Source organism: Microcoleus sp. S36b_A4, assembly GCF_036700645.1.
GTDB lineage: Bacteria > Cyanobacteriota > Cyanobacteriia > Cyanobacteriales > Microcoleaceae > Microcoleus.
On the sequence record NZ_JAUBPI010000083.1, the window covers coordinates 1 to 23,470 of the forward strand.

The 23,470-nt window shown below is 44.3% G+C and carries 21 protein-coding genes and 1 pseudogene; 6 read left to right on the forward strand and 16 right to left on the reverse strand.

The features are described 5' to 3' along the window. Positions 1-346 precede the first annotated feature (346 nt). The gene (upp, locus tag QUA03_RS22145; RefSeq protein ID WP_333214988.1) at positions 347-982 is read right to left on the reverse strand and encodes a uracil phosphoribosyltransferase; all 636 of its coding nucleotides are present in this window, start codon (positions 980-982) and stop codon (positions 347-349) included. A gap of 600 nt (positions 983-1,582) precedes the next feature. Between upp and QUA03_RS22150 the strand changes: the two genes are divergently transcribed. Beyond that, positions 1,583-2,158: a DUF4360 domain-containing protein gene (locus QUA03_RS22150; RefSeq protein ID WP_333214990.1), complete on the forward strand. Its 576-nt coding sequence runs from the start codon at positions 1,583-1,585 to the stop codon at positions 2,156-2,158. Between the two features lie 381 nt (positions 2,159-2,539). Here QUA03_RS22150 and QUA03_RS22155 read toward each other — a convergent pair whose 3' ends face one another. The 4 genes from QUA03_RS22155 to QUA03_RS22170 all read right to left on the reverse strand — a co-directional run bounded on the left by QUA03_RS22155 (position 2,540) and on the right by QUA03_RS22170 (position 7,469). After that, entirely contained in the window at positions 2,540-3,787 is a 1,248-nt protein-coding gene (locus QUA03_RS22155) for a URC4/urg3 family protein (RefSeq protein WP_333214992.1), read from the reverse strand. Then, on the reverse strand, positions 3,784-4,866 hold the full coding sequence (locus tag QUA03_RS22160) for an adenylate/guanylate cyclase domain-containing protein (protein ID WP_333214994.1): 1,083 nt from the start codon (positions 4,864-4,866) through the stop codon (positions 3,784-3,786). The genes QUA03_RS22155 and QUA03_RS22160 overlap by 4 nt, the downstream gene beginning before the upstream one ends. Before the next feature lie 89 nt (positions 4,867-4,955). Continuing rightward, positions 4,956-6,203, reverse strand: coding sequence for a GTP cyclohydrolase II (locus QUA03_RS22165; protein WP_333214996.1), 1,248 nt, complete (start codon positions 6,201-6,203; stop codon positions 4,956-4,958). 357 nt (positions 6,204-6,560) lie between these two features. Beyond that, positions 6,561-7,469 (reverse strand): class I SAM-dependent methyltransferase, encoded by a 909-nt coding sequence (locus QUA03_RS22170; RefSeq protein WP_333214999.1) that lies wholly within the window; start codon positions 7,467-7,469, stop codon positions 6,561-6,563. 319 nt (positions 7,470-7,788) lie between these two features. Between QUA03_RS22170 and QUA03_RS22175 the strand changes: the two genes are divergently transcribed. Both QUA03_RS22175 and queC read left to right on the forward strand, forming a co-directional pair. Further along, positions 7,789-9,129: a cytosine deaminase gene (locus QUA03_RS22175; RefSeq protein WP_333215001.1), complete on the forward strand. Its 1,341-nt coding sequence runs from the start codon at positions 7,789-7,791 to the stop codon at positions 9,127-9,129. Between the two features lie 240 nt (positions 9,130-9,369). Then, positions 9,370-10,044 (forward strand): 7-cyano-7-deazaguanine synthase QueC, encoded by a 675-nt coding sequence (gene queC, locus QUA03_RS22180; protein ID WP_333215003.1) that lies wholly within the window; start codon positions 9,370-9,372, stop codon positions 10,042-10,044. Positions 10,045-10,412: 368 nt separating this feature from the next. Here queC and QUA03_RS22185 read toward each other — a convergent pair. From QUA03_RS22185 to ispE, 7 genes and pseudogenes are all read right to left on the reverse strand, one after another. Next, positions 10,413-11,572: pseudogene (locus QUA03_RS22185) on the reverse strand (ISAs1 family transposase). A 358-nt stretch (positions 11,573-11,930) separates the two neighbouring features. After that, the gene (locus QUA03_RS22190; RefSeq protein ID WP_333215005.1) at positions 11,931-12,665 is read right to left on the reverse strand and encodes a hypothetical protein; all 735 of its coding nucleotides are present in this window, start codon (positions 12,663-12,665) and stop codon (positions 11,931-11,933) included. A gap of 105 nt (positions 12,666-12,770) precedes the next feature. Then, positions 12,771-13,451 (reverse strand): dual OB domain-containing protein, encoded by a 681-nt coding sequence (locus QUA03_RS22195; protein WP_333215007.1) that lies wholly within the window; start codon positions 13,449-13,451, stop codon positions 12,771-12,773. 65 nt (positions 13,452-13,516) lie between these two features. After that, positions 13,517-13,969, reverse strand: a complete 453-nt coding sequence (locus QUA03_RS22200) for a DUF488 domain-containing protein (protein ID WP_333215009.1) — start codon at positions 13,967-13,969, stop codon at positions 13,517-13,519. Beyond that, the gene (locus QUA03_RS22205) at positions 13,947-14,573 is read right to left on the reverse strand and encodes a DUF488 domain-containing protein (RefSeq protein ID WP_333215011.1); all 627 of its coding nucleotides are present in this window, start codon (positions 14,571-14,573) and stop codon (positions 13,947-13,949) included. Before QUA03_RS22205 ends, QUA03_RS22200 begins: the two co-directional genes overlap by 23 nt. A gap of 75 nt (positions 14,574-14,648) precedes the next feature. Continuing rightward, positions 14,649-15,002: a DUF3082 domain-containing protein gene (locus tag QUA03_RS22210; RefSeq protein ID WP_333215012.1), complete on the reverse strand. Its 354-nt coding sequence runs from the start codon at positions 15,000-15,002 to the stop codon at positions 14,649-14,651. A 183-nt stretch (positions 15,003-15,185) separates the two neighbouring features. Further along, positions 15,186-16,163, reverse strand: coding sequence for a 4-(cytidine 5'-diphospho)-2-C-methyl-D-erythritol kinase (gene ispE, locus QUA03_RS22215; RefSeq protein ID WP_333215014.1), 978 nt, complete (start codon positions 16,161-16,163; stop codon positions 15,186-15,188). Between the two features lie 90 nt (positions 16,164-16,253). Here ispE and QUA03_RS22220 point away from each other — a divergent pair, with 90 nt between their 5' ends. After that, the gene (locus QUA03_RS22220; RefSeq protein ID WP_333215016.1) at positions 16,254-17,780 is read left to right on the forward strand and encodes an ATP-binding protein; all 1,527 of its coding nucleotides are present in this window, start codon (positions 16,254-16,256) and stop codon (positions 17,778-17,780) included. Between the two features lie 245 nt (positions 17,781-18,025). Here the strand turns inward: QUA03_RS22220 and rsmA are convergent, their stop codons facing one another. Beyond that, positions 18,026-18,847 carry a 16S rRNA (adenine(1518)-N(6)/adenine(1519)-N(6))-dimethyltransferase RsmA gene (gene rsmA / locus QUA03_RS22225; protein WP_333215018.1) on the reverse strand — a complete coding sequence of 274 codons (822 nt, stop codon included), beginning with the start codon at positions 18,845-18,847 and terminating at the stop codon, positions 18,026-18,028. A 277-nt stretch (positions 18,848-19,124) separates the two neighbouring features. On the opposite strand from rsmA, the gene galK reads away from it, so the two are divergent. After that, entirely contained in the window at positions 19,125-20,204 is a 1,080-nt protein-coding gene (gene galK, locus QUA03_RS22230; RefSeq protein ID WP_333215020.1) for a galactokinase, read from the forward strand. Here galK and QUA03_RS22235 read toward each other — a convergent pair. Genes QUA03_RS22235 through QUA03_RS22245 form a run of 3 tightly spaced genes read right to left on the reverse strand, consistent with a single transcriptional unit; the run spans position 20,194 to position 22,498 of the window. Continuing rightward, positions 20,194-20,568: a signal peptidase I gene (locus tag QUA03_RS22235; protein ID WP_333215022.1), complete on the reverse strand. Its 375-nt coding sequence runs from the start codon at positions 20,566-20,568 to the stop codon at positions 20,194-20,196. The genes galK and QUA03_RS22235 overlap by 11 nt on opposite strands. Before the next feature lie 55 nt (positions 20,569-20,623). After that, entirely contained in the window at positions 20,624-21,316 is a 693-nt protein-coding gene (locus tag QUA03_RS22240; protein ID WP_333215024.1) for an SRPBCC family protein, read from the reverse strand. An 18-nt stretch (positions 21,317-21,334) separates the two neighbouring features. Further along, positions 21,335-22,498, reverse strand: coding sequence for a baeRF3 domain-containing protein (locus QUA03_RS22245; RefSeq protein WP_333215026.1), 1,164 nt, complete (start codon positions 22,496-22,498; stop codon positions 21,335-21,337). Positions 22,499-22,753: 255 nt separating this feature from the next. Here QUA03_RS22245 and QUA03_RS22250 point away from each other — a divergent pair, with 255 nt between their 5' ends. After that, the gene (locus QUA03_RS22250; protein ID WP_333215028.1) at positions 22,754-23,431 is read left to right on the forward strand and encodes a DUF2834 domain-containing protein; all 678 of its coding nucleotides are present in this window, start codon (positions 22,754-22,756) and stop codon (positions 23,429-23,431) included. Positions 23,432-23,470: the final 39 nt, after the last annotated feature.

A 23,470-nucleotide genomic window follows, 5' to 3' on the forward strand; every position in this document is an offset into this window, starting at 1 on the left:
TTTAGTTGTTATGACTTTGGAAGCCATACTAGCCATCCCTGAGTATTATTACTCCTTTCGACTAAACGAATCGCACCATCATACATCTATTTTAATAACTAATTCTGGCAATTAATTACACTAAAGGCATAGAATTTAACCATCAAATGCAGTAAATACATCTAGATTATGCAATTTACGAATTTAATGTAAGAAAGCCCTACAACCATTGTTATATATAGGCTTTTCCTGACATTGAAATTTTACAATTTACATTGTATGGCACTATCAAACCAATGATTATGTTAGTAAACTTATTTTTAAATGAATGTATTGGGATATACAGCAGAAAATAATTTGATTGAATTCACATAGTGCCGTAAAGTCGATCGCCCGCATCTCCCAGTCCGGGTACAATATAGCCGTGCTCGTCCAAACACTCGTCAACAGCAGCCGTATAAATCTGCACGTCAGGGTGTTGTTCGTGAAAGTGCCCCACTCCCTCCGGCGCTGCCAGCAAGCACAAAAATTTAATAGACTTCGGATTAACTTCTTTCAGCCTATCCACTGCCGCCACTGCTGAATTACCAGTAGCCAGCATCGGATCGACAATTAAAACATCTCGCTGTTCGATATCCTGGGGAACTTTGAAATAATATTCAATCACCATCCGAGTTGTCGGATCGCGGTACAAACCAATATGTCCTACCCTCGCAGACGGAATCAGCTCTAAAATACTATCTAACAGTCCCTGACCAGCGCGCATAATCGAAATAATCACAATTTTCTTTTCTGCAGCCAGCACAGGTGCATTCATTTTGGCGATCGGCGTTTCTATTAGTTCGTATTTTAGCGGCAAATCTCTCGTCACTTCATAGGCTAGCAGCATTCCAATCTCTTTCAGCAGTTGGCGAAATTTCGCCGTGCTCGTTTGAGTTTGCCGCATGAGAGTTAACTTGTGCTGTATCAAAGGATGGTCGATGACAGTAACTTTAGCACTCATTTTTTTGAATAATTAATTTGCTTAATTCTAACTTATCAGCCATTGAGGCATTCTTGACGCGAAAAAAACCCGGTCTCTGCCCCCCTTCCCTCCAGGAATACTTATATCAAGCCCCTATTAAAAACACGAATGCGCGCATAAAATTCGCTCCGACAATTGCCTTTCATCCGCCCAGTGCGACACTAAGTATGCGAGGTTTGAAAATACGCAAATATGTCATTATCTCGTTTCCTCTCTTTCCCGCACTCTTCCTAAGAACGCAGATCCGGGTTCAAAAGCCTCCCCACTGGTTTCGCTGTCTCGCACTCCATCCCAACCCAATAACACAGATCCGGAGTTTCGCACCGAAATCTTCCGGAACTTTTACCAACAGATATGAATCTTAAGAAGTATCAACATAAAACCTATTTTTTCGATTAATTCACTAATCGAAAAAACCTGAATAGGAACTGCACATGAGGTTATAAGCTTGGCTTGACTGGCTTTTCATCTTGCAACATGAAGGCGGCAATATCCAAGTTGAAAACAGATTACCTAAATTCAGTTCTATTTTTTTAGGGTGCTCCTAACACACCACTGAACTTATTAAGGAGAACATCCATGAAGTTTGTAAAACTATTGCTAGCTACGGCATTAATGACTGCTTCTATCAGCCCCACCTTGGCTAATCCGGCGGCCGTTCAAATTTTAGGTGCAAGCTACGGCGGTAGCGGTTGCCCCGATCGCTCCGCCAGCGTCAGCGTCAGCCCCGACGGTCAAGAACTCACCATCCTATTTGACAAGTTTGCAGCCCTGGGAAATGTCTCAACAGAAAGCCGGAAAAGCTGCAATCTGAGCATTCCCATCAAAGTACCCCAAGGCTACCAAATTTCTATCTACGATGCTGATTATCGCGGCTACGTCGCTCCTAAAACCACAGGCAACCTGCGGGCAGAATACTTTTTCGCTGGCGCCCGTGGCCCAGTTTTTAATCGGAATCTCAGCGGCGAAACTAACTACAATGTTCGAGATAGCTTAGCCACTGTAGCTAATGTTTGGTCTCGCTGCGGCGACAGTGTAAATATGAGAGTAAATGCTTCGATGACAGCCCGCGGTGCCGGCATGGCCACCGTTGACTCCTTCGATTTGGCCCATCGCGGTTTAGTTTATCACGTCAAATATCGCACTTGTCGCTAAGCAGCTTGTTGGGAGTGTAGTGTGAGGTATTGTTTTCAGGTTTGAATTTTGAATTTTAAGTTGGAAGAGGGAATCATTTTCCCTCTTCCTTCTTGCTTCTTCCCTCTTGCTTTTTCCCTCTTCCCTCTTCCCTTTTCCTTCTTCCTGACATCCGTTACATCTGATATCTTGCACCATTGTCAGCAACAGGCAAGATGCCTGTTCCACAAGAAAATCTACTCTTTGTGGAACGGGCCGGAGAGCCCGTTCTTGAGAATGGTGCAAGATGTGAGTTACATCCGTTACATCCGTTATAGAATCCGTTGCCGAACTTCCCTTTTTCTTCTTCCTGACATCCGTTACATCCGTTATAGAATCCGTTGCCGAACTTCCTTCTTCCCTCTAAAACACCGTCCCGTCACTTTCAATCTGAATTGGCGGCACTCCACCAGCCCTCAATTCCCCCGCAATTTTCCGCCCCGCCGCCCAAGTTCCTCCTTGCAAAATCTTCACCAGCGGCAATTCTGTCTTATTCAAATGCAGCTTTTCTCGAATAGCTGCGGCAATTTTATCTAAAAGATTCACAGTCAGCGATCGCCATTCTACTATAACTTCCGAACCCGGCAAGTAACTCTGTTCAAAAATAGCCGAATCTTTTGCCCGCAGCAGCCCGATATCCAAACACAAACCGCCGTTGCGGTACTCCGGCAATCCCGTTAACTCATCCAATCCCGTGACTTCTAAATCAAGTTCTTGCAGGGGTTCCAACAGCGAATAAGTCAACCACTGCGAGAGTTTGTGAAACGGCACGAATTCATCTCCCAGATTTTCTCCTGTTAAAGCCGGATGCTGCCAAACATCGCCTAAATTGACTCCACCAATTGCATATCTTCCCGGCCAAATTTCCCCAAAACCTGTCAAAACAGCGCTCAACACAACCGCAGCATTCACAGTTTTGGTTTCATAAACCCGACTGTCGAGCAAGTATTTTGCCAAATTACCGGGACGCGGGTTTTCGCTGCCAAATAATAATGGATGCTGGCAAATCGCATTTCCCAAACGCTGCAATAATTCTAATCTGCCTGTTAAACCAACTAGCGGATTGTCTCGACTTACCTGAAATCCAGCAGCTAAGGTTTCTAGTTTTAATTGAGAAAGTCCGCGAAAATCAGCTTGCCAAGGAAAAGCGGGATTGCTGGAAAAAACACCTTGACAAAACATCCGCAAGCTGGCTATTGCTAACCCTTCAGAACGGCGGTAAACCTGTCCGGTTTCAGGTTCGCAATACTGCCAATCTGCACCAGCACCGGCATCAAGCAAAACGCTGATAATTGCTAAATCAAATTTGATCTTAGCTTGCTCTATGAGTGCAAATTCTGCTAAAGCTGCATTCAATTCGGCGAGTCGCGACAAGTTGCCAGCTTCAAAATGTCGCCAGCGACTGTGAAAGGGAATGTTAAAATCGGGATACTGTTGGCGCGTTGTGTCAATTACATAATTTGCTGCTTTGTCGAGTTGGGATAAATCGACACGGAAGTAGCGGAGTTTGTCCTGGCGAGCTAAATCAAAAAGCCGATCGCACTTTTGGCGAATAGCAGCCGGCGTTCTCAGATATTCTACAATCTCAAGTTCAATATTTTGCAACTTCATGTAACCAAACACCGATAAACATCGTTTTCTTGAAAAAAGTCAAACTGAGTGTAATCTAAAAGATTATCTAAAATCACATTTTTATCGATTTTGATCAGCTTATATTCCCACTTCGATCCGCTGACTTCGCGTTTTATTTGATCGGAAACTATCACCGAATTTCTTTCTCTACCCGGAGTTACTATTTTACTTAAATCTTCCAGTCTGTCGGCTATGTGAATATCTTTTCCGTAAGTGCAAGACCGAAATATATATAAATTTCCCTTAGCAACTCCCACCGACAAGCCACAAGGTATTTGATTGGCGTAAATAAAAAGTTTCCAATTCTCGCACAGACTTTCCATTGCCGCTAAGGCTGAGTGAGCTTCCGGGAAAGTCAACAAATGCGAATCCCCAACAATACTCCGAATTGTGCCACCGTATTCTTCGCAAATTGTTTTTTCAAAAGTATCAAAGTTGGTGAGCAAATATTCCACATCTTTGATAGAATTAGATTCTTGATAAGCTATAAAACCTCTCAAATCTGCTTTAATGATTGCTTGATTCTTGATGATTCGCGTTTTGTAACTTTGGTCAACTTTGTATACTTTTTCAGGTTCGCTCATCCCTTTCAAAGAAAACTCGTTGACAAAAGACGTTTGCACTTCTGCTTTGTTGAGCGCCAGCCATGCTGCTTGGGACAAATATATTTCATCCGGCGGAGTTACAGATTCTATTCGCGCTGTTAAATTCACCGTATCGCCAAAGATATCTTTATCTTGATGCAAGACATCTCCTAATGTAATCGACACGCGAATAGCCAATCGTTCGTCGTTCGCCTTGCTAGATTGTTGCGCTCTCAATTCTTGCTGCATTTCTATGGCTGCTACTGCCGCTGCTGTGACGCTGGGAAAAATTATCCAAAATGAATCACCTTCCCCTTTGATCACGCTGCCTTCATTTCTGGCGCTAATATCTGAAACAAAAGTTTTATGCTCGTTTAACAAACTACTTAAGTCCGACTGAGATAATTTTTTGACTCTGGCGGTATATCCACAAATATCTGTTTTTACGATCACACTAGAACGCAAATTAGCCATAACCTACCCTGACTGATCAAAAACCAGCAATAAATTTCATTTAGCAAAGACGCGATTGTTCGCGTCCCATCGGTCGCGTCTTTGCCCTCTTAATCTCCTAAATCGCGTCCGATCGCTTCTGCAAGAATTGTAGCATCTGGCACAGGGTCAGGCGTGTAGTAGCCGGCGGCTTTTTTGGCGACGATTTCGACTTGTGCGTCTGCGGGAATCCAATCTTCAGGAATGGGGATGCGATCGACCACCTGAATGCCAGAATTGATAATCGCATTGTATTTCATATCGCTCATCGAAACTAAACTGTCTATTCGAGAGATCCCCAACCAGTGCAGCACGTCTGGCATTAGTTCTTGAAACCGCATATCTTGAACTCCCGCCACACATTCAGTGCGTGTAAAATAGGCATCAGCGCGATCGCCGCCTTCCTGCCGTTTTCTGGCATTGTACACCAAAAACTTAGTCACTTCCCCCAAAGCTCTCCCTTCCTTGCGGAAGTAAACTATTACCCCAGAACCGCCTGATTGGGCCGTTTGGATGCAAATTTCCATCCCGTGTACCAAATAAGGGCGACAAGTGCAGATATCGGAACTGAAAACATCTGAACCGTTGCATTCATCATGTACACGTACCGCCAACTGCTTATCCGGGTCAGAAATATTCGCGACATCGCCAATAATATAAACCGTAGTTCCGCCAATTGGTGGCAAGAAAACGTGTAAGTCCGGCCGCGTCACTAAATCCGAGAACATTCCGCCTGTTTGCTCGAACAGAACACGGCGGAGAACGCTTTCTTGAACCCCAATCCGCCGAGCAATTCCCGGCAAATACCAAACCGGGTCGATCGCAACTTTAGTTACTGCTAAATTGCCACCTGCTTTGACTATTTTGCCATCAATTTGCACTCGCCCCTTAGCGATGGCATCTTGCAATTCCGGCATATTAATGTGAGCTTTAGTGACAGCAATTGTCGGTCGAATATCATATCCCTGCTGGAGAAATGAAGTATAAACTTCGCTAACCAAACCCCCAAAGGGATCGAGAGAAACAATCAAATTGTGATCGCCCCAACTCGCGTGTGGCCCGATGTGTGCGGCCGGAGAGGTGTTGGTAAAATCGGGGCGGTGATCTGCTTGGAGTGCGCCAGAAGCAACTGCTAGCGCGCGATAAACTGAGTAGGAACCCGAATGAGTGCCGATCGCATTCCGGTGAGACGATTTGGTAAGGCTACCAATCACAGGCCCCCGTTTCAGCGGATCGATTTCTCCCCAGTGGATGGGATGAGGTTTTGTGCCGGATCTGTCGGGATGGGATGTTAAAACTATATGCTTGGGTTTTGACACAGTTGTTTTTGGCTCTTACTATGGATGCTGCTGTTAGTTGAAAGTGAAATTGCAATTTGAAGCAGTGATTTATGATACCAACAGTACACACCTCCAGGGTTGAAACAATCGCGCTACCCACACACAACCTTTTCTCGGCTTGGGTTTCACGATAATAGGAGGTTTTCGTCGGATTTGATATAAGTCCAGAGTTCAATCTTTCCCAGTATAGCCAACACCAAAGCCAGCACAACTGCCAAACGCCAACTTTGAAGTTTTAAGATATGCGCGAAAAAAAAGATTTGAGATTCTGAGCCGCCGACGTGCACTCAATCTCAAATCTCAAATCTCAAATCAAATACTTTTGGTAAAAACGTCTTAATCCAGGCTTTGAGGGTGACAGAATTCCATTATAATTGCCTCACCTTCCCCGCGCGAGTCCAATTCCTTCGCCATGCGCTCAACACGTTCTTCAGAAAGGAAGAATCGGGTAACTTTGTGCGGTACAAACCACCGATAGCGCAGCCACAAACAGATAGAGTAACGAAGGCTATCCGGTAAAGAGTAGGTGTAATTTCGCTGAATTGCCAAACCTGCCTTTTCGCCGGCTAGAGCCAAGGTTTTTGGAGTGTAACCGATCAGATTGTAAGGATAATCGGTGCTGTGCCAGCGCCAGCCCAGTTGCCGCGCGTATTGGCTGTCCGCGTTCGGTACAGCCACCCAAATGTAACCGTTTGGAGCCAGCAATTGTCTCATGCAGTCGAGTGTTTCTGCAGGCAAAGGCGTTGCTCCCAAAACGTGTGAACAGAGTATGACATCAAACTTTTCGTCAGTACCTTTTTCTGCAACGTATTCTTCTACAGTGCCAGTGAAAACATCGATACCGCATTCCCTGGCTGCTGCTGCTGCTGAGGAGCTAGGCTCAATTCCTGCCACCTCAACTCCGAGTTTTTTGAAGACTTGGATAATGGAACCTCCCCCGCATCCTACGTCTAACAGCCGCTTGCCTACAGGGATAGAAATGTGTCGGTATTCATTGAGTTTTTTGGCTTTTTTTACTACGTCTTCTTCGTCTGGTACGTAAGTATTGTAGCACTGCCAGCCTTCGGGGTAATAATCGCTCAGTTCATCCCATGTCGGGCGTGGATTTACGAATACTAAGCCACAATCTTCGCATCCGTAAACTGACCATTTAGGAGCCTCTTTTAGGTGGCGGGCTGTCCCCGCTGTGTACAGGAAGCTGATTTTTTGGGAGCTGCAAACTGGGCAATTTGTAAATTTTTGCATAGTTTCAGTTTCATGATTTGTACAGTTGCTAAGGGCAGTGGAACTACCACAATTTATTACCATTAGCTGAGCTGGTAGAGTACACCCATGCAAGCAGATCGAACACTAGGTTTATTTGCAAATCAGTGTTTGTAGATGCTCGGCTTGTTGGCGCTCGGCCCCCGATCGATCGGCGTTGTACAATTTTATGTCTAAATGGTTAGACTGAGAAGGTAGCATTTGTTACCGATAAGACAACTGACGCTCAACAGACAATGATTGTCGGTAGCGTTTTTGCGGTTGCGCTAAATTCTTAGGAAAATACTAACTCACAAAATTAATGTTGCCAAGTACATCTAATTATTTCCTCAAAAATGCTCGCGTGCCCGCGTCTCTTCTAGAGATGAAATCGATCGCGCCCTCAGCTTCTACTGTGGCGACAACGGGGAGTGAGAACAATTTTTGTTTGGTGGATTTGGAAATTGCAGCAGGGACGATCACCCACATTACTCCAGCAGGTACAAAACCTGTATCCTCCTCTGGAGATATCCCAGTTATAGATTTGCAGGGCGGCTTAGTTTGGCCTTGTTTTGTGGATATGCACACTCATATAGACAAAGGTCACATTTGGGAACGATCGCCCAATCGCGATGGAACTTTTGCCAGCGCGATCGAAGCGGTAGGCGCTGACGCTCAAAAAAACTGGAATGCAGACGATGTTTACCGGCGAATGGAGTTCGGACTAAAGTGCAGCTACGCCCACGGAACCAAGGCTATCCGCACTCACATCGACAGCGCGGGCGAACAGGGAACTGTTAGTTTGGGAGTATTTGAAGCGCTGCAAGCCGAATGGGGCGATCGGCTGATCTTGCAAGCAGTTTCCTTGGTTTCCCTCGACTATTACCTGACACCCGCCGGCGAAAAATTAGCCGATCGCATAGCCCAAATCGGCGGGATTCTCGGCGGCGTCGCCTATATGAATCCCGACTTAGACAAACAACTCGATCGAGTTTTTGCCTTAGCCAAAGAACGAAATTTAAACCTCGACTTCCACACCGACGAAAACGACGATCCAGATTCAGTAACACTGCGGGAAGTCGCAAAAACCGCCATCCGCCATAAATTTTCCGGTCAAATTATCTGCGGGCACTGCTGTAGTTTAGCCGTACAACCCTCAGATTTAGTAACAGAAACTATGGAATTAGTCAAGGAAGCAAATATTGGCATTGTCAGCTTGCCGATGTGCAACCTTTACCTGCAAGACCGAGAATCTGAGCATACACCGCGCTGGCGGGGAGTGACGCTAGTGCACGAACTCAAAGCAGCAGGAATTCCCGTTGCAGTTGCTAGCGACAATTGTCGCGATCCGTTTTACGGATTTGGCGATCACGATGTTTTAGAAGTTTTTAATATGGCAGTCCGTATCGCTCATTTAGATAGGCCTTATGGAGACTGGCCCTGTGCAGTGACAAAGACTCCAGCAGATTTAATGGGATTGCCGAATTTAGGACGAATTGCAGTGGGTTTACCTGCTGATTTGATTTTGTTTAAGGCGCGGAATTTCAGCGAATTGTTATCTAGAGCGCAGGGCGATCGCACAGTTTTGCGGCAGGGCATTAAAATTGAGACAACTTTGCCCGATTACCGCGAACTAGACGACTTGTTAGCAACGGAAATCTGACATTTTGTACGAATATCAAGAACAGGCAAGATGCCTGTTCCACAAAAGATGAATTTTCTTTCTACTCGTTAGTATGCAGAGCCGGGAAACAGTTAATTGAGTTTTGTGGAACGGGCAAGATGCCCGTTCTTGACAATGGTGTAATATGTAGGTTTTACAAAGCATTTAGCCTTGGTATATTGTCAATCCGCCACTATTTTGATATAAATATAAAAGCTAATTCGAGTGAGGATGTTTTAAGTGAAAGCAGTTATTTTATTGTCGGGAGGGCTGGATTCCTCAACAGTTTTGTATCAAGCCAAAGCCGACGGCTGCGAGTGTTACGCTATTTCCTTTGACTACAAGCAAAGACATCGGCGGGAGTTGGAATCAGCAAAGGCGATCGCACTTTCGGCCGCAGTTAAGGCACATCAGGTGGTAAACTTTGACCTAACGCTTTGGGGCGGTTCGGCTTTGACGGATAATGAGATGGAATTGCCGATCGAGCGCAATCTTGCAGAAATGTCTCTAAACATCCCCATTACCTACGTTCCTGCCAGAAATACGATCTTTCTCAGCTTTGCCCTCGCCTACGCAGAAACTCTAGAAGCCGATCGCATTTACATCGGCGTCAACGCTTTAGATTATTCCGGCTATCCAGACTGCCGCCTCGATTACATCCAAGCAATGCAGGAAGTATTTCGGTTAGGAACAAAGCAGGGAAGAGAAGGAGAACCTATTAATATTGTAACACCTTTGATCGAACTTAAAAAAACAGAAATTATTCAATTAGGCAACAAATTAGGAGTACCTTGGGAGCAAACTTGGTCTTGCTATGCAGGCGGGGAAAATGCCTGCGGTGTTTGCGATTCTTGTCGCCTGCGGCTGGTGGCTTTTGAGGAATTGGGGCTGAAAGATCCGGTGCCTTACGCTTAAACAGGACTTACGCATTTCGTAGGGTGCGTCAGAGGTAAAACCTAATTATTTCGTACTCGCTTCAAGCCTGACGCACCTTACAAACAAGACTAAAATTCAGGCTGCTTATTTAGCTTCCGGCTCATCCTCAACTTCCGGTTGACTCAGGGGGAACGCATCTTATTGAACACTGTTCATCAGTGGTGAGTATATTTTGAGATAAATTCACCATTCTTAGAAGCTACCGACACGCTTTGTAATGACTCTTTAGATAAAATATGAACTGATCAATGGTGGTTTTTACTTAATGCTAAGTTTGAGACAATAAAAATATTACAACCACTGTTTACAAGTTGTATAATTGTTATTAATTAGTTATTTGTGAGAATTTAGGTAACTGTAACAGCGAGAATCTTAGTCCAATAGTCATCATCCCACCCTGCTGGAAGTCGCTTATTTCTGGCTCCGGTTTTTGAGGTTCTTTCTTGATTCAAAAGATTAAGCGAGATGTGTCTAATCCTAGCAAAGTTTTGCGGAGCATTATCTTTTCTAATTCGACAATCATCTTCACAAAAACCCACATCTAATACCCAATGTAAAGAATTTTCAATTCCCCAATGGCTGCGGACTGATTCACCAAATTTTTGAGCATTATTTGGTAAACTACTAATATAATAACGAGTTTCAATAGTTGTTTTTCCTTTCACTATTCTCACGGATTCTATCAGAACTATACTATGAAGCTTCTCCCATAGATTGTCGGGATATATCCGCTCTTTGATGTCACTTAACATGGTTGTAATGTCTGATTTTTGAGCGACCGTGATTATTCTCTTTCTTCGTCGCATGAGCTGTATGTGTAAATCCCGAAAATCCTTGTAGAATTGCTTGTTTAAACAACTCTTCTACTCTGGCATACAGGGATGATTGGTTCTTTTTTAAGGTGAGTACGTAATCTCCTCCTTGTTCGACAATTGACTTCACAATTGACCTCTGACAGCCCATAGCATCAATGCTGACAATGCTTCCCTTCAATTCTAATACTTTGAGTAAAGCCGGAATAGCTGTGATTTCATTAGACTTTTTATCAACCTTAACTTGTCCTAAAACTAATCTTTGACTGGTCGCCCAAGCACTGACCATATGAATCGCTTTTTTGATGAATCGCTTTTTTGTCTCCTCCCCGTGAGTAATAATGGCGAAGAGTTTTGGCATCAATTGCGATTACTTCTCTGGGATTGAAGCAGCTAATAGATTGAATCTAACTCAAAAAACATTTCTGAAATTGCTCAGGTTTGAGGCGAGAAAATACTCGCGCAATTGTGTCATGCGAAGGGATGCCATTCGGCAATTCTAAAATTGTCTTTAACCATTCGTATTTAGCACGCCCGTAACTTTCGATATCCACCCATGTATCAGCACCACAAATCACGGCACAAATTGAGAGGGTGATAATATCAATTAATTGATGATGCTTCGTTTGCTCAATTCGGGGATATTCTAAGTCGGGAAAATGATAGGCAATGGTGATTTTAGGTTTGAGTTTCATAATGCTAAGCTCTAATTAAATATTTTTTATATACTCAATAACTCTGCTCCAATATACGATATTCTGTTAACATAAAATCTAGATGCGTTCGCCCTGATGGAAAATACTATAGTGCTGCTCAAAGTTTAGCTTTTCCATTTTCGGCGATCGCAGAAGTACCCGGATTTATTGAACAAAGCAGGGCAATCGGACAAAGAGCAGCCGTCAGTTGGTTTCCGACAATAATTAGAAAAAATTTGCCACAGAGCGAGGAATAAAAGATGTACAATAGATACGCATAAACTCTATATTTAGCGTGTATATGGCGCACATTTTCGCTATAAATAGCGCCTCACACTCTAGAAAATATATATCCTCATTATTTCTTTCTCATCCTTCTCTGGGAACCTCTTTTAGGCAGCCGCTTAATTTCTGTTTCGCCTCCTTGAAATTCTACTTCTTCTCTAATTTCTAGAGTGACACTTTTAACATCGCTTTCGGTCATTAGTTCCTTTTCATCAATTCCCTTATGATCCGGTAGATTTTCTATTAACTGCACGTCCAACCCAGAAGTTTGAACCGACAATTCTTCGATTTTTTTACTAATTTCAGTTTCTTCAAGCTCCTGCTCAATTTCCGCCGCCACTAAATCTTCGTCGAAAGCAGGAAAATCCTCAAGTTCTTGACTAATTTCAGTTTCTATGATTTCTTTCTCTACTAGCTGCATGGATAACTGCTGCTTTTCCCTTGACAATTCCTCAACCTTAGTTCCAAGCATTCTAATCTGTTCGTTGAGAACGCGAATTTCTCGGTTTTGCTGCTGAATCATTTCTTCGGCATCAGCAAGAGTTCGATTTCTCTCTAATATCACCTCATTTTTAGTTTCTAATTCCAAAGCGCTCATAGCCGCTTTAATTACATTATAAAAATGCGGCTTAGATACATCAACTTGTTTAGCATTATGGCGACTTTTTCCCAAAAGTCCAATCTTTTGTCCTTGCTTAACAGCCAAAACAAAACCTTGATGATTTTTTATTTTTAATTCTTTGACAAAATCTACTTGAACTAAACTGCAAATATATTTTTGACAGTCAAAATAAAATTCTGCTTTCATCAAAAAGCACCCCTTCCTGCTACAGTCCCGCAGAATTATACCACGAACAGAGTTTTTGCGGTAAATAAAAAGAAATAAATAATCGATCGCCCATTTTGATCAAAACTAAATTTCATCCTCAACAACATCTTCCGGCAACTCTACCACACCCGCAATCAACTTCCAACAAGGGTCATCTCCTTCCCAATTATCGGGTCGCCAAGGCATACTCAAACTCACTGTTACCAAACAAGCTTTTTGCGGTCGATACCCCAATTCTAACTTTCTAATAAACACCGGATCGGTAATTGTTGCAGTCAATCTTTGATCATGATGCGTGACAATAGATCCTTCCCATTTATTACCACCTTCAAATCTTTGACTTAACTTTTTTACCGTAAATCTTACTGCTTTGACTAATTGCAAAGTTAGGCGATCGCACCTTGGCAAAGACTGCATATATTCCACCGTAACATATCGCAAATCGTTGTGCAAAATATATTCTTGACTCTGGCAATATTTCAGCAAATATGCTGGCGGAACTTTCCCTACTTGCCGCCATTTTCCCGGTAAAACAGAAAGATTTTCACACTCAAAGCCAAAGTCCGGCCCCGTCTTTGCCAGAGGAATTTCTAGAACATCTAACAACTCGGGTTCAAGTCTATTTATCTGCCGCATTTCTTTAGGAATTTGGCCATCTGGTAAGTCGGAAACCGGACGCACCCACTTACCTTGAAGTTCATTAATTCCGGCGATGCACCTGTCGCCGCGTTTCCAGGAATTAGCGAGACAAATTATCCGAGTCATTCGATTTTAGATTTTAGATTTTAGATTTTAGATTCATCCCACACTTATCTAATATTTTCACTAAATCAAAGATGATTAATTGTGACATTTTTCCACTTATCGCTGAGATATTCAGCAACTAAGCGGCGGTGACAATTATGAGGTTTTGGTTCGCTACAAAGCAGACACCCGCAGTCTAAAATATCCGAGGAAACCTTGTGTTCAATTTGTCTATCGCCCATCAACTCCAAAAACTTCTTTTCATAAACATCCCAATCTCCCTTTTTCTTTTTATAATCATCCAAAATATCTTGAGTCGGCGCTAAATCCAGCACATGAACATACTCAATATTACCAATGGTTCGCAGAAAATATTCTAAATCTTTCCGCTTAGCAAAACCTGCTAACTGTGATACATTATTCAGCCGTGTATCGATTACCCTGCGGACTCCCGCTTTCATCAAAATCCCAAAAAACTCCTCCGCACTTTTTTGAGTAAAACCAATTGTAAATAAATTAATTGCTTTCTTTTGTGACATAAGCGATTTCCAATCCGTGACGATAATAAGCGGTTTCTAAATCAACTACTTCCTGTTTAACTTGAGGCTCTAATTCAAACAAGCTTAGCTGAATTGGCTCATTATTTTTTTTTCCTTTGTTAAACTTGCTCAAAAGTCTTTCTTCTAAATGCTGGTGTGCTTCTAAATTGCCATCGGACAGAATATGATTAATCTGCAAGTTAAAATCTTTCAACTTGTGGCAAACTAAAATAGTCCGATGACAAGTAATCGGGTCTTTTTCCGCACACATTAAACTGATTTTATAATTGGCGGCGCCTTTTAGCAGGCGCTGAATTCCTGCGGAAAATAGAGGAGTTGCTGCTATGCGATCGTATAAAGCTTTGCCGCTAGTATCGTAACAGCTTAAATCCTCTGGTCTCGCGCCCAACTCTTTGCCTAAAAAAACATATTGAATGCCAACACTTGACAGAGAAGCTTTAATTTCGGATTTATTAAAATGAGGTAAATAGCGGCTAAAAGGATGCGATCGCACGTCCGCAACCGCCGTAATTCTGTGTTGTTGCAGCAGCAAAACAAACGCTTCAATACTCAGATTGGAGTGTCCGATAGTAAATAATTCCATTGCTTCGATCTTACTATTCAGTCTTTGCCTTGCGGAGGAGAATTTGTGTATCCAGATGGTTTCAACCTGTAAACTTCAACCTGTGGGTTTTTTAAGCAACTTTTGAATTAAAAGTTGCACAGCCAGCAGCATCAAACCCAAAGATGCAAAAGCAAAAACACCCGCACCCAAAGCCACAATCCCCATAACTAAAGTTCGCACAGCCGCGCCAATATTAATCGCAGTCACATTGTCAGAATGAATCGGGGAATTTGCAAAAGTTTGGACGATCGACAAAGTTAGCGCGTACAAAGCCGCCGCAAAGCCGCCCGCGATCAGGGAACCCATCACGCACCGCAAAATCGTCGGCGGCGTGGAAGATGCAGAGGTTGCATCTCCAGCCGAACTCAGAGGTTTAGAAGTAGAATTTGGATTAGTTAAATCAGTCATGGCGATTTTAGATTTTAGATTTTAGATTTTAGATTTCTGGTTAATTCACCAAAACTAAAATCGGTGTTGAATCACATATTATCAGTTCCTCGATCTCAATAGACTCTGCGAAAAGTTAGATTAACCTTGATCCTCGCCTGTTAGACAGGTTTAACGGGCGATCGCGATCGCACCATCTTCGAGTTACACCCTCGGAATCGGCGCTTTTAGATCATTTTCCTCCGAAAAAATCCGAATCCCAGTATTGCTAAACTGTGCTACCCAAAAATCCAAATCGGGAGAAGCGATCCCACTTTTAACCCGTTCCACAACCTGCTGAGCCTGCTCTGGAGACTCCGCCAGCGCAAACACCGTCGGCCCGGAACCCGACATCATCGTCCCCAAAACCCCCGCCGACTCAAAAGCCTCCCGCAACTGCAACACCTGCGGGTACACGGGCAAAGCAACTTTTTCTAAATCGTTATGCAGCAATTGACCAATTTTTGATCGATCTTTTTGGGCGATCGCCGCCACCATCGGGCCCGAATGCAGCCGTTCCCGGCGGCACGCCAAATCTTCCGCTGCACAATAGGAACTACTGAACTGCTGGCGATAAGTTTGATACGACCATGCAGTAGAAATACTGAGATTGCGGTACTTCGCCAACACCACAGAAAAGCCTGCCAAATCGGGCAATGGCGACAGTTTATCCCCGCGACCAGTTGCCAAAGCCGTACCTCCTCCAATGCAAAAAGGCACATCCGAACCCAAAGTTCCTCCCAACTCTTGCAACTCCGACTGAGTAAGTCCCAATTGCCACAGCAAATCCATCCCCACTAAAACCGCGGCCGCATTTGCAGAACCCCCGGCAAGCCCCGCCGCCACAGGAATCTGTTTGTGAATCGCAATCTCGACTCCGCCGTATTTCGCCAAAGCATCGGGGAATTGCTTCGCCAACAAATCCGCCGCCCGGTAGGCCAGGTTATTCTTATCAGGAGGGACTTGCGGGTGATCGCAGCGCACGCGAATCGTGTCCGTACCGATCGCGCGCAAGTCAATTCGATCGGCTAAATCTATGCTTTGAAGTACCATCGCCAGTTCGTGATATCCGTCGGGGCGATCGCCTATGATTTCCAGATACAGATTGATTTTTGCTGAAGCTAGCAGAGAATATGAACGCATAGGTGATTAAGCCGCAGGTGAAAGAAACCCCTGGTTGAAATTAATTGACACCAGTCCGAGTCCATTTTCTCACAACTCAAAGGAAATATTATGCAGGAAATGTGGAAAACTTTTTTTACTTCCGGGCCATTTATTCCTCACGGCCACTGCTATCTCTGGCATACCCCGTTAGTCGGGCTTCACATTGCCTCAGATTCTATCATTGCACTCGCGTATTTTTCCATTCCGATTACATTGGTTTATTTTATTTCCAAACGCGAAGATTTGCCTTTTGATTGGATCTTTGCCCTGTTTGGAGCCTTTATCGTCGCCTGTGGCATCACTCACATATTTGAACTCTGGACACTTTGGCATCCTAACTATTGGCTTTCAGGAACAATGAAAGCAATTACTGCCCTTATTTCATTAGCTACAGCCATACTTTTGGTAGACTTAATGCCTCAAGCCCTAGCACTTCCCAGTCCCGCACAGTTAGAATCCGCCAACCGACTCCTAGAAGCTGAAATTGTCGAGCGCCAATTAGCAGAAGCCTCCCTAAAAAAAGCTAAAGAAGAATTAGAAATTCGCGTTGAGGAACGCACCGCAGAGTTAAAGTCTCAAACGCAACATCTAGAATTTGCCAACCGACTCCTAGCATCGGAAATTGTCGAGCGCCAATTAGCAGAAGCTGCCCTAAAAAAAGCTAAAGAAGAATTAGAAATTCGCGTTGAGGAACGCACCGCAGAGTTAAAATGTCAAACTCAACAGCTCGAACAAGCCTTGTCTGAATTGAAGCAAGCTCAATCCAACCTAATTCACAGCGAAAAAATGTCATCTTTAGGGCAATTGGTCGCTGGGGTTGCTCATGAAATCAACAATCCGATTAACTTTATTTACGGCAATATTACTCACACCCGCCAGTATGCCAATAGTTTGCTAGAACTGGTGAATCTCTATCAAGAGCAGTATCCGAATCCCATACCCATAGTTCAAGAAAAAATCGAGTCTATAGATTTAGACTTTATCATCTCTGACCTGCCAAAAATATTAATTTCTATGATAAACGGCGCTGAGCGGATTTTTGGTATTGTCAAGTCGCTGCGAATTTTTTCTCGCCATGACGAAGCAGAAATGAAATTAGCCAACATTCATGAAGGAATTGACAGCACACTGATGATTTTGCAAAGCAGATTGAACACTAATCCCAGTTTGGCGAATATTCAAGTTATCAAAGAATATGGCAAATTACCGAAAATAGAGTGCTATCCCGGACAGCTAAATCAAGTATTTATGAATATCATCGCTAATGCTATTGATGCTTTAGAAGACGACAGCCACAGCGAGTCGATGGCAGCCAATGAAGCTAATCCCTGCATCATCAAAATTTCTACTAAACTTTTAGAAAGTGAAGTCGTAGAAATCCGAATTAGCAACAACGGGCCAGAAATCACAGAATCGGTGAGGAACCAGTTATTTAATCCATTTTTTACCACTAAACCAGTAGGTAAAGGCACGGGATTAGGTTTATCAATTGGCTATCAAATTATCACAGTAAGACATCAAGGCGAATTGCAGTGTATTTCTGCACCAGGGAAAGGTGCAGAATTTATTATTAAAATTCCTATTAACCTGCAATAAACATTTAAGAATCCCCATAAAACCTCAACTCAACTGTTAGTAGTCAGACCAAAGAGTGATTTTTCTTAAATAGGAATTACGCCCGATTGTTGAGCAACCATTTTTTTTACAAAAAGACTCGTTGTACACAGCATATTCGGTAAAAAACCCGGTTTATGGGCCCCGATGCGTAAGTCCTGATCAAAAAAGAATTCGCAAATACGCCACTTATTTAAGAAGTCGGGTATCTAACAAAATCTTGAATTTTAAACATCTGAGAGCATATTATTACTCAAACTTACCCATTGATCCACGCTTAAATCTTCAGCGCGAGATTGAGGATTTATCTGTAACTCTTCTAGCAAGTGAACGAGTTTATCTAAGTCCACAGCCCCTTTCAAATTATTTCGCAGCATCTTGCGCTTGCTACCAAATCCTAACTTAACTAAATTCTCCAAATAGCGCGGATTAACCGCCGCAGTTTCTATCTCTCTGGGAAGCAGCCGCACCACAGCGGAATCGACTTTTGGCGGCGGAAAAAAGTCTTTAGAGGGTACATCGCAAATTAACTCGCATTCTGCTAAATACTGCACACGCACTGACAGCGCGCCAAACGCTGTCGAACCCGGTTTAGCGTAAAGCCTTTGGGCCACTTCTTTCTGCACTAACAGCACGATCGCATCGAAGGGTTTAGCAGCAGGAACAGATATCGTTCCCAGCAGTTTTTGCAGAATCGGGCCGGTGATATTATAGGGAATATTGGCAACAACTTTATTGGGATTGTGGAATTTGGGAAAAGCCGTTAATTCAGCCTCTAAGTCCATTTCCAAGAAGTCGCCTTGCAGCAGTAAAAAATTGTCGGTTTTGCCGAGTTGTTTGGCTAGCTTGAGACACAAATCTCGATCGATCTCCACAGCAACAACAGACTCAGCCGCAGGCAGCAAACGCCGAGTCAAAATCCCCGTGCCCGGCCCAATTTCCAGGACGCGATCGCGATCCAAAGAAGCCGCTTTCACAATCTTATCTAAGGCTTTCTCGCTTTTGAGCCAATGTTGAGCAAACTGTTTCCGGGGTCTGGTCGATCGCATTTTTTGAATTTTTGGAGAAATCTTAGCCTGTCATTCTATCACAGCTTAATATCTTTTCCTAACCTACGGTCATGTTTATTTTTGTTAACAGGGGTTGAATTAAGCAAAAAAGTTGGGCACTATAATAAGGACAAACGATAAAAAATACATTTATTTCTTCCCAATTACCAACAGCACAACACCTAAGTCACGGAGACACGGATAGCTATTTTTCCAAATAACCAATAACAAATAACCAATAACAAATAACCCATAACCAATTACCACTTCCCCAAAAATGAAATTCCAACGAGTATTTGGTACATTACCCAAAACCACCGCCAGCGCCCCCGGCAGAGTAAACCTGCTGGGCGAACACACAGACTACAACGATGGATTTGTACTTCCAACTGCAATTCCCCAGCGCACCACAGTACAAATCGGCTTCAGCAGCGACGATCGACACCATGTTTATTCAGCAGAATATGACGAACTCATAAATTTTTCAGACGACGATACCATACCGCAAAAATTCGTCAGTTATATCTGTGGCTGCCTGAGACTTGTAGAAAAAGAAGGATACAAAATACCGCCAATAAATCTCTACATTACCTCAACTGTGCCGATCGGAGCCGGTTTGTCCAGCAGCGCCGCTTTAGAAATAGCCACCCTCAGAGGACTGCGCGCGCTGCTAAACCTCCCCCTAGACGACGTGCGCCTAGCTCAAATCGGACAGCAAGTCGAAATCCGGTATGCCGGCTTGAACTGCGGTATCATGGATCAAATGGCGTCGAGTTTAGCAGACACCAACACCATGCTATTGATCGACACCCGCAGCCTCGAATGTCGCCCGATACCTTTTCCCACAAACACAGAAATTTTAATAATTGACAGTGGCGAAAGCCACGAACTCGCAGCAGGAAGTGGCTACAACAAGCGGCGCGCCGAGTGCGAGGAATCCGCGCGAATATTGGGAGTTAAAGCTCTCAGGGATATCGCCGACCCCCAAGCAGTGGAAGTATTGCCGGAACCTCTCAGAAAGCGAGCGCGGCACGTGGTTACTGAAAACAACCGCGTACTCGAAGCGGTAAAATCTTTGCCAGCAAAACGTTTTGGCGAGTTAATGAATGCTTCCCATGCCAGTCAGCGCGACGACTACGAAGTTTCGGTGCCGGCAGTAGACACGCTGGCGGCAATCTTGCAGTCAATCCCCGGAGTCTTCGGCGCAAGGCTGACGGGCGGAGGTTTTGGCGGTGCTTGCGTAGCCTTGGTTGAGAGTGGGAAAGCGGGTGCGATCGCATCCGAGGCGATCGATCGCTACCAGCGCGCGGGTTATAGCGGCCGCGTTTTGGTTCCCGAAGTTAAAGTTACTTCTTAACTCCAGAACTATCTCCCGACAGGGAAGGCCAGCGCACAGTCACGATTACCGAATCCTCCTCGGCAGACCAATAATGAGGCACTCCCGGCAGCCAGAGAGCATAATCTCCTTCGCGAGACAGCAAGATTTCTTGTTCTGGAAATTGCAGGCGAAACCGCCCTTTTACCAGGATAGAAAGCGTCGTGGCTGCCGCATTTACCGCCCACTCAGTCCTACAATCTCCGGCGGGGTGAGTGCCCCATTTTACTTCTAAAACAGAAGTCGATCGCGGGTCATCTTCTGGCGCCATAAAGTGACCCGCAAACCAACCGCCCCGACTTGCACCTTCAGCGCCCGCATTTCCGAAAACCACTTGAGATGACATCAGCTAATCACGTAAACAACAAAGATGCTTAGATCGGGGGACACCATCTAACTTATTACTTGCGGCCCGAAGGTTGACCTTCCGTAGTCGCTATTTCGCCAGCTTCCATCAACTGCTTAAAACGACGTAAATCATTTGCTATTTGCTGTTCGGGAGCTTCGCCAAATAGTTTAGCAGCGCCAGCACCAATTGCACCGCCGGGAGGGTTGTATTCGATGACAACTTTTACCTCTGTACCGCGTCCCGCTGGTGCCGGTTGAAAGCGCACAAAGCCAGAATTGTCAACATCAGATCCTTCCACAGACGCCCAAGCAATTAAGCGATTTTCTTCTTCGCGGACAATCTCTGCATCCCATTCCACACTATTACCCATCGGCGCGCTGGCAATCCAGTGAGAACGTGTTTGATCTATTACCGTAACGTGTTTGAGATGCTTCATAAACCGAGGCAAATTTTCAAAATTGCGCCATAAACGGTACAATTCCTCAGTCGGTTTGTCGATCGTCACCGTCTTTTCAACTTTAATGCTTTGATTCGGATCTGCAGCCGACTGCAAACCCTCCACAACCCCCAGCCCGCGAGCGGCTAAACCGCCGCCCGCAACCGCCAGCAAAGCACCTCTCAAAGAACGCTGCGACAAGCCAAAAAGCACCAGCGCCCCGCCACCAATTAAAGATGCCCAGCGTTCGGTATCGCCGCTGCTACTTTGGTTTTGTTTGTCGGAATTTGTCATTGAACTAGATTCCATTGGTTTAAACCTGGTAAATTAATAGCGGAAAATAGCAGCTAAAGGGGCCTCGTCCGGAACTTTTTCCGGTGGCACCGCGTAAACAGTTCCGCCGTTGAGAATAGTTTGAATTGCTGCGACATTCAACAAATCTTCGTCACCCAATTCTGCATCGGGATGGATTTGCACCGAGTTCGTATCGGGATTAAAACTACCCCACTGCTGAACGCCAAGAGCAACAAATAGTCGATCGACCCGTCCAAAATAAGCAGCCGAAACAGCTTCTTTCAAATCAGCAGAAATTTTATCGCTTCCTGTCAGATCGTGGTATTGTGCGATCGCCTCTGACTGAGCCTGCAAAAACAAAGGTTCCACCAGCGGAAAAGCTTCGGTCCGCAACTCTTCCGGCTTGAGAAGTTTCTGATTGCCTGTAATTCCTTCTTCAAATAAATGCGGGTAGGTATTAGCTTCTCGGTAAAGCGGGAGCAAATACTCAACTCCAGCTAACACTAAAGGAGCTTTTTTGTTGTGCAAATATTTGTGCAGCGCCCCATCGATTATGTGGAAATACTGCAATATTTCGTGCTGGCGCTCATCTTGATCAGGACTTCCTTGACCGTGAAAACTTCCCGGATGCTGAAAAGAATTATTAGTGCCTCCTTTTGAAGTAGCAATCCGAAACTGACCATCTTTAGCAGTCGGGTCATATTGCAGAGCCTCCTCAAGGCTTTTCGGCAAGTTTTCAACTTCAACTTCCCTCGCACTGTAAGACGTACACTCAATCAGCCTCACTTCCTTCTGACTGAGAGCTAAAACATAAAATAAATTATCTCCTGTCAGCATAGGCATCAGCGGTTTGACGTGAAAATTGTCGCTTACAACCACTAATTCATCAAAATTCACCGGACAGGTATAGTAGCGGAAAAATCCCGAACCGACAAAAATCGCCAGCAGGTTGCTTTGATTTTCCCAAAAGTTTTCCTGGTCAATTTCTGCTCGGACTGGCTCTAGCAATTGGGCAGCTTCTTTTTTGTCAAATCCGCACTCTACTATTTTGTCTTCAGCCTCTCTGATTAAATTTTTGAACCGAATCGGATTTTGTTGAACTTCTGTTCCTTGAGCGACTGGCATATAAATTGATACGCACAATCCAGGAGATTGTTGTACCAGCGCTTTGAGTTCCTCTACAGATATTAAGTTCACCGCTGAAACTCCTTTGCTAAGGGGTTTTGTAATAAAAACAATCGATTGTTTAAAATGTATCTCTCCTGACATGGCCCCTGCGTCTGCCTAAAGTAATGATCGCCTGCTGTAGAGCCTTTCATCCCCGAACTAAAACCCGGTTTGCAGCCGCTGTTCCAATCGAAGTGCTTATGACCTAAGATAGACGCGCCTAACTCGGGCGTTACTTTACCATAATTTAATTTAGCCTGGTTCAAATACTCGTTATATATAATAATGAAAACAAAAATTTTTCTGGGGTTGCTCTGGGCAACATTTATTGCCTACACCTTACTGCTAGCTCCTCTCGATCAGCCCGGAACGCTAACAGTTATGGAAAAAATGCTCAAGTTGCAGCTAGAAGGAATCAACCCCTACCTTGTCACCATATTCGCTCTCATGGGAGTCTGGCCGATGGTCTACGCTTGCCTCCTATTTATTGATGAGAAAACCCAAAATATATCCGCTTGGCCTGCTTTCCTCGCTTCCAACGGCGCCGGCATCATCGGCTTAATTCCCTATTTACTCCTCCGCCAGCCTCAGCAAGAATTTTCCGGCCGCAAAGATATGTTGATCAAAATATCAGACTCCCGCTGGACAGGGATTGTACTTTTACTAACTACTATCTGGCTGTTAGCTTGGGCTTGGTTAAATGGAGATTGGGGAGATTATGTCAGGCAGTGGCAATTAATTCCTTTTGTGCATTTAATAACTTGGGATTGTTGCTTGATGGCTGTAATATTTCCCTCACTTTTGGGAGACGACATGGCACGCCGCGGACTCTCGGACGATCGCATTTTTTGGGCAGTGTCTCTAGTTCCGCTGTTAGGGCCGCTAGTTTATCTTTGTCTGCGCCCTCCTCTGCCAGAATCTGCAACAGAAATCGCCACTTTCCCACTGACAGCCCGAAATTGAAACATTGAAAAATTTGGGTAGTGTTCAATATTGAATGAA

Coding starts and splice junctions, on each gene's coding strand:
- upp (WP_333214988.1), bottom strand. CDS start 982: ATGAGTGCTAAAGTTACTGTCATCGACCATCCTTTGATACAGCACAAG.
- QUA03_RS22150 (WP_333214990.1), top strand. CDS start 1,583: ATGAAGTTTGTAAAACTATTGCTAGCTACGGCATTAATGACTGCTTCT.
- QUA03_RS22155 (WP_333214992.1), bottom strand. CDS start 3,787: ATGAAGTTGCAAAATATTGAACTTGAGATTGTAGAATATCTGAGAACG.
- QUA03_RS22160 (WP_333214994.1), bottom strand. CDS start 4,866: ATGGCTAATTTGCGTTCTAGTGTGATCGTAAAAACAGATATTTGTGGA.
- QUA03_RS22170 (WP_333214999.1), bottom strand. CDS start 7,469: ATGCAAAAATTTACAAATTGCCCAGTTTGCAGCTCCCAAAAAATCAGC.
- QUA03_RS22175 (WP_333215001.1), top strand. CDS start 7,789: ATGTTGCCAAGTACATCTAATTATTTCCTCAAAAATGCTCGCGTGCCC.
- QUA03_RS22190 (WP_333215005.1), bottom strand. CDS start 12,665: ATGAAAGCAGAATTTTATTTTGACTGTCAAAAATATATTTGCAGTTTA.
- QUA03_RS22195 (WP_333215007.1), bottom strand. CDS start 13,451: ATGACTCGGATAATTTGTCTCGCTAATTCCTGGAAACGCGGCGACAGG.
- QUA03_RS22200 (WP_333215009.1), bottom strand. CDS start 13,969: ATGTCACAAAAGAAAGCAATTAATTTATTTACAATTGGTTTTACTCAA.
- QUA03_RS22205 (WP_333215011.1), bottom strand. CDS start 14,573: ATGGAATTATTTACTATCGGACACTCCAATCTGAGTATTGAAGCGTTT.
- QUA03_RS22210 (WP_333215012.1), bottom strand. CDS start 15,002: ATGACTGATTTAACTAATCCAAATTCTACTTCTAAACCTCTGAGTTCG.
- ispE (WP_333215014.1), bottom strand. CDS start 16,163: ATGCGTTCATATTCTCTGCTAGCTTCAGCAAAAATCAATCTGTATCTG.
- QUA03_RS22220 (WP_333215016.1), top strand. CDS start 16,254: ATGCAGGAAATGTGGAAAACTTTTTTTACTTCCGGGCCATTTATTCCT.
- rsmA (WP_333215018.1), bottom strand. CDS start 18,847: ATGCGATCGACCAGACCCCGGAAACAGTTTGCTCAACATTGGCTCAAA.
- galK (WP_333215020.1), top strand. CDS start 19,125: ATGAAATTCCAACGAGTATTTGGTACATTACCCAAAACCACCGCCAGC.
- QUA03_RS22235 (WP_333215022.1), bottom strand. CDS start 20,568: ATGTCATCTCAAGTGGTTTTCGGAAATGCGGGCGCTGAAGGTGCAAGT.
- QUA03_RS22240 (WP_333215024.1), bottom strand. CDS start 21,316: ATGGAATCTAGTTCAATGACAAATTCCGACAAACAAAACCAAAGTAGC.
- QUA03_RS22250 (WP_333215028.1), top strand. CDS start 22,754: ATGAAAACAAAAATTTTTCTGGGGTTGCTCTGGGCAACATTTATTGCC.